Here is an 8,550-nt window from a genome sequence, read left to right on the forward strand (position 1 = left end):
GCATCGAAAAGATCCGTCGCATAGGTGATCCCGACCGCGTATCCGGCGGAATCGGCTGTCTCGGCAGCCGTTTCGGCGAGGGAGAACTGCAGGTCGAACCGGGCGGTCGCGGCGTCGAAGTCGAGGCCCGAGACGCTCAGGCCCGGCAGCTCGAGGGACCCCATCGCCTGGTTCTGGAAGGACAGCATCACCTGGAACAGCGGGTGCCGCGCCGTCGACCGGGCGGGATTGAGCACCTCCACCAGCCGCTCGAACGGCACGTCCGCGTGCGCGAACGCCTCGAGGTCGGTCCCGCGTACCCGCGCGAGCAGGTCCGCGAAGGACTCTCCACCCTCGACCCGGGTGCGCAGCACCAGGGTGTTGACGAACATGCCGACCAGGTCGTCGAGTTCCTGCTCGCCGCGGCCGGCCACCGGGGTGCCGATGGCGATGTCGTCGGTGCCCGACAACCGCGCCAGCAGCACCGACAGCGCCGCGTGCACCACCATGAACAGGGTGACGTTACGCTCCCGCGCCACCCGTCCGATCGCGGCATGGAGTTCCGGTCCGAGCGAGAACTCGTGCACCGCACCCGCATTGGATGCGAACGCCGGCCGGGGCCGGTCCGACGGCAGGTCGAGCTGCTCGGGCAGCCCGGCGAGCGCGCCGGTCCAGTACGCTTCCTGGCTCGCGATCACCGAGTCCGGATCGTCCTCCGATCCGAGAACCTCCCGCTGCCACAACGCGTAGTCGGCGTACTGCACCGGCAGGGGCTCCCACTCCGGCTCCCCACCGGTGGCGCGCGCCGAGTACGCCACCACCACGTCACGCGTGAGCGGCCCCATGGAGAAGCCGTCGGCCGCGATGTGGTGCACGACGAGGACGAGAACATGCTCGGTCGCGGACACCTCGAACAACCGCGCCCGGAACGGCACCTGTGTCGACACGTCGAAGCCGGCCGAGGCCATCGTCAGGACCTCGCCGAGCAGCTCGGCCTCGGACACCGGGATCGGCGACAGATCGGGAATCACCCGCGAGGTCGGCAGCACCTGCTGGTACGCCACCCCGTCGGCGTCCGGGTACACCGTCCGCAGGGACTCGTGACGGGCCAGCACGTCGGCGACCGCCACCTGCAGCGCGTGCCGGTCCAGCAGTCCGGACAGCCGGATGGCCAGCGGGATGTTGTTCACCGCGGAGTCCGGTTCGAACCGGTTGAGGAACCACATCCGGCGCTGCGCCAACGACAGCGGGACCCGCTCCGGTCGGGTCCGCGCCACCAACGGCGCTCGGCTGCCGGAGGCGTCGGCCTGCTCGAGGCGCGCGGCCAGGGCGGCGACCCCGGACGCCTCGAACAGCGTCCGCACCGGAATCGTGGCGCCGAGCGCCGCGCCGAGACGGGAGATGACCTGCGTGGCGACGAGCGAGTTGCCGCCCAGTTCGAAGAAGTCGTCGTCCAGCCCGACGCGGTCCACGCCGAGGACGTCGGCGAAGACCCGCGCGACGATCTCCTCGACCGGGGTGGTCGGCGCCCGGAAGACGCGGGCCTCCTGCTCCGGTTCCGGCAGTGCACGCCGGTCGAGCTTGCCGCCGGGCGTCAGCGGGATCGAGTCCAGGACCACCACCGCATGCGGCACCATGTAGCTCGTCAGGAACTGCGCCACGGAATCCCTGACGGCGGCGCCGTCGAGTTCGGTGCCCGGTTCGGGGACGACGTACCCGACGAGCTGCTCACCACGCTGCCCGTCCCGGCGCACCGTCGCGACCGACTGGGCGACACCGGCGCACCGCGCGAGGGCCGCCTCGATCTCACCGAGTTCGATCCGGAAGCCGCGGATCTTCACCTGGTCGTCGGCCCGGCCGACGTACTCGACAACACCGGCCGCCTCGTCGCCGGGAGAGCCGAACCACCGCACCACGTCACCGGTGCGGTACATCCGGCTGCCGTCGGTGGCGTACGGGTCTGCCACGAACCGCTCGGCCGTCAGCCCGGCCCGACCCAGATACCCGCGGGCCACCTGGATTCCCGCCAGATACAGCTCGCCGGGGACGCCGACCGGCACCGGCCGCAACCGGTCGTCGAGAACGAGCACCCGCATGCCGCGGACGGGGCCGCCCATCACCACCGGATCACCGGGCAGCAACGCGTCGCTGATGTTCGACGCCACCGTCGACTCGGTGGGACCGTAGGCGTTGAAGAACGCGCGGCGCGATCCGTCGGGCAGGATCGTCGCCCAGCGCGACACCAGGCCCGGGGAGCACGCCTCGCCGCCCGTGATCACCACGCGGACGCAGTCGAGGCCCGCAGGGTCCACCGAGCCGAGGGCAGCGGGGGTCACGAAGGCATGGGTGACCGCTTCGTCCGCCAGCAGGCCGGCGAGTTCGGCGCCGCCGTACACGGAGGTCGGCGCGACGACCATCGTCGCGCCCGCGCCGAACGCCAGCAGCAGTTCGAGAACCGACGCATCGAAGCTCGGCGACGCGAAGTGCAACGTCCGGGAGTCGGCGGTGACGGAATACCGTTCCACCTGTTCGGCACAGAAGTTCACCACGCCGGCATGCGCGACGACCACACCCTTCGGCGTGCCCGTCGTGCCGGAGGTGTAGATGACGTACGCCGGATGCGCCGGAAGCAGCGAGCGTACGCGCTCGGCGTCGGACACCGGTTCCGACGGCAGCCCGGCGCCGGCCTCGACCGCCTCCTCGAGCACGAGCCAGGACACCGTGCCCGGCAGCGCGCCGGCTGATTCGGCCGATGTGATACCCAGCGCCGCACCGGAATCCGACAGCATGTACGCGATCCGCTCGATCGGGTACGTCGGGTCCACGGGGACGAACGCCGCTCCGGACCGGACGACCGCCCACAGCGCGACCACCGACTCGATCGACCGCGGGACGGCGAGCGCCACACGGTCTTCCGGTCCGATGCCGCGGGAGATCAGCAGCCGCGCCAGGCGCGACGACGCCGCATCCAGCTCCCCGTACGACACGGACCGGCCGTCGAACCGCAGGGCCACGGCGCCGGGATCGCGCCGGGCGGCGGCGGACAGGATCTCGTCCAGCGTGCCGGCGGGCTCGGCCGGTGCGCCGTGCACCGACGTCAGCGCCCGCCGCTCGGGCTCCGACAGGAACTCGACGTCGCCCACCGCCCGCGCCGGCTCGGCCGCGACGGTCCCGAGCACCCGCAGCAACCGCCGCACGAACGAGGCGATCGTCGCCTCGTCGAACAGATCGGTGGCGTACCGCAGGTCGCAGGCGAGGCCACCCGGCTCGCCGTCCTCGTCGACCGTTTCGACGAAGATGAACGACAGATCGTACTGGGACTGTTCGAGATTCGCGGTGACCGGGCTGATCGCGAGGTCGCCGAGCTCGAGGGTGGTCTGTTCGAGATTCTGGAACGCGAGCATCACCTGGAACAGCGGGTGATGGGACTGCGACCGGACCGGATCGAGCACCTCCACGAGCCGCTCGAACGGGACGTCCGCGTGCCCGAACGCCGCGAGGTCGGACTCGCGCACGCGCGCCAGGAGCCGGGTGAACGGCTCGCCCGGCGCGACCTCGGTGCGCAGCACCAGGGTGTTGACGAACATGCCGATCAGGTCGTCGAGTTCCTGCTCACCGCGACCGGCGATCGGCGTGCCGATGGTGACGTCCGCCGAGCCCGACAGGCGGCTGAGGACGGCCGCCAGGGCGGCGTGCACCACCATGAACGGCGTCGTCCGGGTGTCCTGCGCCAGCCGGACGAGACCCCGGTGCACCGATTCGTCGACGGTGAAGGCGTGCACCGAGGCACGGTTGGTGGCGACGACGGGCCGGGGCCGGTCGGTCGGCAGGTCCAGCCGCTCGGGCACACCGTCGAGACGGCGCGCCCAGTACTCGATCTGCTGCGTGACGACCGACTGCGGATCGTCCTCCGAACCGAGGGCCTGCCGCTGCCAGATGGCGTAGTCGGCGTACTGCACGGCCAACGGCTCCCAGGCGGGTGCCTCGTGCCGGGTACGGGCGTCGTAGGCGACCATCACGTCCCGCGTGAGCGGACCCATCGAGAAGCCGTCCGCTGCGATGTGGTGCACCACGAGCACCAGCACGTGCTCGGTGTCCGCGACCTGCAGCAGACGGACGCGAACGGGCACCTCGGTCGTGACGTCGAACCCGGCCGCGACGGTGCCCGCCACCGTCGACACGATCTCGGACTCGGTCACCCTCGCCGGCGTGAGGTCCAGTTCCACGCCGGAGGCCGGCAGCACCTGCTGGTAGCCGACCCCCTCCGTCTCCGGGTAGACGGTGCGCAGCACCTCGTGCCGCGCGACCACGTCCGACACGGCCGCCCGGAGCGCGTCGACGTCGAGCGTCCCGGACAGCCGCAGTGCGACCGTGATGTTGTTGACCGCCGAGCCGGGATCGAGGCGGTTGAGGAACCACATCCGCCGCTGCGCCAGCGACAGCGGCACCCGCTCCGGCCGCACCTGCGGCACCAGCGGAGGCCGGTGGGAGTCGCCGGCGGCCATCGCCGTGTCGACGAGCGTGGCGAGCTGCGCGGCGGTCGGGGCGTCGAAGAACTCCCGCACGTCGATGCGGACCTTGTGGTCGGCGTTGATACGTGCCACGACGCGCGTCGCACTCAGCGAGTTGCCGCCCAGGGCGAAGAAGTCGTCGTCGACGCCGAGACGCTCGACGCCGAGCACGCTCTCGAAGGCCGCGACGACCGTCTCCTCGGTGGGGGTGCTCGGTGCGCGGTATTCGGTTGCCAGAGAACTGAAGTCGGGCTCGGGCAGGGCCCTGCGCTCGAGCTTGCCCGACGCGTTGAGAGGGAACTCGGTCATCTCGACGAACAGCGACGGCACCATGTAGTCCGGCAGCCGCCGGCGCACGGCCGCGGCCAGTTCGGTGCGGTCGATCGGTTCGCCGTCGGTGACGAGGTAGCCGACGAGGTGGTCGCCGAGCGTCTCGTCGGAGTGCACGACGACGACCGCCTGCCGGACCCCGGGATGGTCGAGCAGGGCGGATTCGATCTCGCCGAGCTCGATGCGCAGGCCGCGCAGCTTGACCTGGAAGTCGGTGCGGCCGACGTACTCGATCAGGCCCTCGGCGTTCCACCTGACCAGGTCACCGGTGCGGTACATGCGGTCGCCGGGCGCACCGAACGGGTCGGCGACGAAGCGGTCCGCGGTCAGGTCGGGTCGGCGCAGGTAGCCGCGCGCGAGCTGGATGCCCGCGAGGTACAGCTCTCCCTCGACACCCTGCGGAACGGGTCGCAGGCCCTCGTCGAGGACGTAGAGGTCGGTGTCGGCGACGGCCGCACCGATGGGGACGACCGCGTCGTCGCCGTGGGTCGCGTAGTAGGTGACGTCGACCGCGGCCTCGGTCGGGCCGTACAGGTTGTGCAGCCCGGCCGTGGAGATCCGGTGGAATCGGGCGACGGTCTGCGCGGGCAGCGCCTCGCCCGAGGCGAAGACATACCGCAGCGAGGTGACGGCCGCGGCGGTGGGCTCGGCGAGGTAGACCGCGAGCATGGACGGGACGAAGTGGGCGACCGTGACCCGGCGCTCGATCATGGTCTGCGCGAGGTAGGCGGGGTCGCGGTGGCCGTCGGGCCTCGCGATCGACAGGCGCGCCCCTACCTGCAGCGGCCAGAAGAACTCCCACACCGACACGTCGAACGTGAACGGCGTCTTCTGCAGCACGACGTCGTCGCCGCGCAGCCCGTACTCGGCCTGTCGCCAGGCGATGTTCGCGACGATGGCCCGGTGCTCGACCGCGACGCCCTTCGGGCGGCCGGTGGAGCCGGAGGTGAAGATGACGTACGCGAGACTGTCGGCGGTCAGGGGGCCGAGCCGCTCGTCGTCGCGCACCGGGTCCGCGGATACGTCCGCGAGGTCGAGGGTGTCGACGAGCACCACGGGCACCGATCCGGGCAGATCCACCCGGTCGCGGGCGGTGGTGACCACCGCGACGGGTTCCGCGGTGTCGAGGACGTAGGCGATGCGGTCGGCGGGGTGATCCGGGTCCAGCGGCACGTAGGCCCCGCCGGCCTTGACGATCGCGTACATGCCGACGAGCAGGTCGAAGGACCGCCGCATCGACAGGCCGACGCGCGCGTCCGGGCCCACGCCGAGCCCGATCAGGTGCCGCGCGAGCCGGTTGACGCGGGCGTCGAACTCCGCGTAGGTCAGGGTCTCGCCGTCGAACTCGAGGGCGACCGCGTCCGGGGTCGCCTCGACCTGGGCGTCGAAGCGGCCCGCGAGGGTGCCGAGGTCGGGGCCGGCGGGGGCGGCCGCCGCGTCGCCGAGGACGGACGCGGCGTCGGCGAGGAGCAAGTCGAGCACGGCGGGCAGCCCACCGTCGGCGAGAAGCGCGGGCGCGAGGTTGGACAGCACGACCGGGACCAGCGCTTCGATACCGAGCACGCCCCCCATCGCGGCGTCGAGGGTGGCGATCTCCTGCTGGAGCCGGCTGTAGGTCAGCTGCGTGTCACCGTGGGCGAGGGCGACGCGGTCGGGCTCGCGGTCCACGACTCCGGCCAGCAACCGGGGCAGGTCTGCGATCGTCAGCGCCTGCTTGCCCGACGTGCCTTCAGCCATCTACTTCATCCTCCGATACCTCTGCGTGTCGCACACAGTCGTGCGCGCTCCGTCGACCCCGCGGCCACCTCGGTGCCCACGGGGTCGGACGACAGTCGATGTTCGATTATCCCGGTCGGACCGACAGCAAACGAAGCGCCCAGGTCAGAGCCCCCTACCGGTGATCTCGTCGGCCGCCGCGAGCACGGATCGGACCAGTTCGGCGAACCCGTCGGCGCCCAGCGCGGGCAGGACTCCGGGGATGAGGGTGTTCAACACCACGGGCACGAGCGCCTCCGCGGTGAGTGCCCCGCCCGTCGCGGTCGCCGTCGCGGCCAGTTTCTGCGCGAACTCCCCGAAGGTGACGTCCCGGCCGCCGTGGCTGAGCGCCACCGTGTCGGGGGCGGTCTCGGCGGCGGCGGCGACCAGGTCCGGCAGGTCCGCCACGGTCCGGGGCTTGCGCGGCGCGGCCACGCGGGCCCGTTCGGCCTCGGTGAGGATGTCGATCGCGCGCAGCCGCACCTGGGGGTCCGACGTCACCGCGTCCAGGACGCGGGTGAACCGCTCGGCGAACAGCTCGACCGTCTCCCGGTCGAACAGCGCGGTCGCGTAGGTGAAGATCACGTCGAGGCCGCCGAGGCCACCGCCGGGCGCGAACTGCTCGACGAAGGTGCACTGCAGGTCGAACTTCGCCTGATGGGCACCCGCCTCGAGCGGGGTGACCGCCAGTCCGGGCAGCTCCAGCGTTCCGGTCTCGATGTTCTGGAACGTGAGCATCACCTGGAACAGCGGCGTGTACGAGCTCGACCGCTTACGGCCGACGGCGGCGACGAGCCGCTCGAACGGCACGTCGGCGTTGCCGAACGCCGCCAGGTCCTTCTCCTTCGCCTGGGCGAGCAGGTCGGCGAACGTGTCCCCGCCGGCCACGCGGGTGCGCAGCACCAGCGTGTTGACGAACATGCCCACCAGGTCGTCGAGAGCTTCCTCGGCGCGGCCGGCGGTCGGGGTACCGACCGCGACGTCCTCGGCGGACGCGAGCCGCGACAGGAGCACCGCGAGGGCGGCGTGCACGACCATGAACACCGTCGCGTTGTGTTCGCGGGCGGTCTTCTCGATGCGCTGCGCGAGCGCCTCACCGATGGTGAACGCCACCGCGTCGCCCTGGGTCGACTGCCGCGCCGGCCGCGGCCGATCGGTCGGCAGCGCGAGCAGCTCGGGGCTGCCGGCCAGCTCGGCGGTCCAGTACCCGAGCTGGCGGGACAGCTCGCTGTCCGGGTCGTCCGGGTCGCCGAGCACCCGCTGCTGCCACAGCGTGTAGTCGGCGTACTGGACCGGCAGCTCCGCCCATCCGGGCACCTGGGCCTCGGCGCGGGCGGCGTACGCGACCATCACGTCGCGCACGAGCGGCCGCATCGAGTAGCCGTCGGCGCTGATGTGGTGGGCCACCAGGGCGAGCACGTGCTCGTCGTCGGCGACGCGGAACAATCGCGCCCGCACCGGCGGGGTCGGTGCCGTCACGTCGAAGCCGGCGCCGAGGACGCCGGTGAGCCGGTCGACGATCTCGCTCTCGGGCACGGGCACCGGGGACAGGTCCGGCAGCGCCTGCGCCGTCGGGAGCACCACCTGGACCGGGCCGTCCTCCGTGTCCGGGTACACCGTGCGCAGCACCTCGTGCCGGGCGATCACGTCGGCGACGGCGGCGCGCAACGCGTCGACGTCGAGGGAGCCGCTGAGCCGCACCGCGACGGGGATGTTGTAGGCCCCCGATCCCGGATCCACCTGGTTGAGGGTCCACATCCGCTGCTGCGCGAGCGAGAGCGGAACCCGGTCGGGCCGCGGCTCCGGCACCAGCGGCGGCCGGGCGCCGCGGCCGACGGACGGCTGGATCCGCCCCGCCAGCGCCGCGACGGTCGACGCCTCGAACACGGTCCGCACCGACACCCGGGTGTCGAGCGCGGCGCCGAGCCGGGAGGCCAGCTGCGTCGCGAGCAGGGAGTTGCCGCCGAGCTCGAAG

At 72.1% G+C, this 8,550-nt stretch carries 2 protein-coding genes; both read right to left on the minus strand.

The annotated features are described in order from the left end of the window. The coding region (locus tag CQZ88_RS27470) for an amino acid adenylation domain-containing protein (RefSeq protein ID WP_146034378.1) at positions 1 to 6,557 on the minus strand (6,557 nt) is incomplete at its 3' end. 144 nt (positions 6,558 to 6,701) lie between these two features. Then, positions 6,702 to 8,550 (minus strand): condensation domain-containing protein (locus tag CQZ88_RS32010; protein ID WP_258008827.1); only part of this gene is annotated, 1,849 nt, incomplete at its 5' end.

The organism is Rhodococcus sp. ENV425 (assembly GCF_002887785.1).
Taxonomy (GTDB): domain Bacteria; phylum Actinomycetota; class Actinomycetes; order Mycobacteriales; family Mycobacteriaceae; genus Rhodococcus; species Rhodococcus aetherivorans.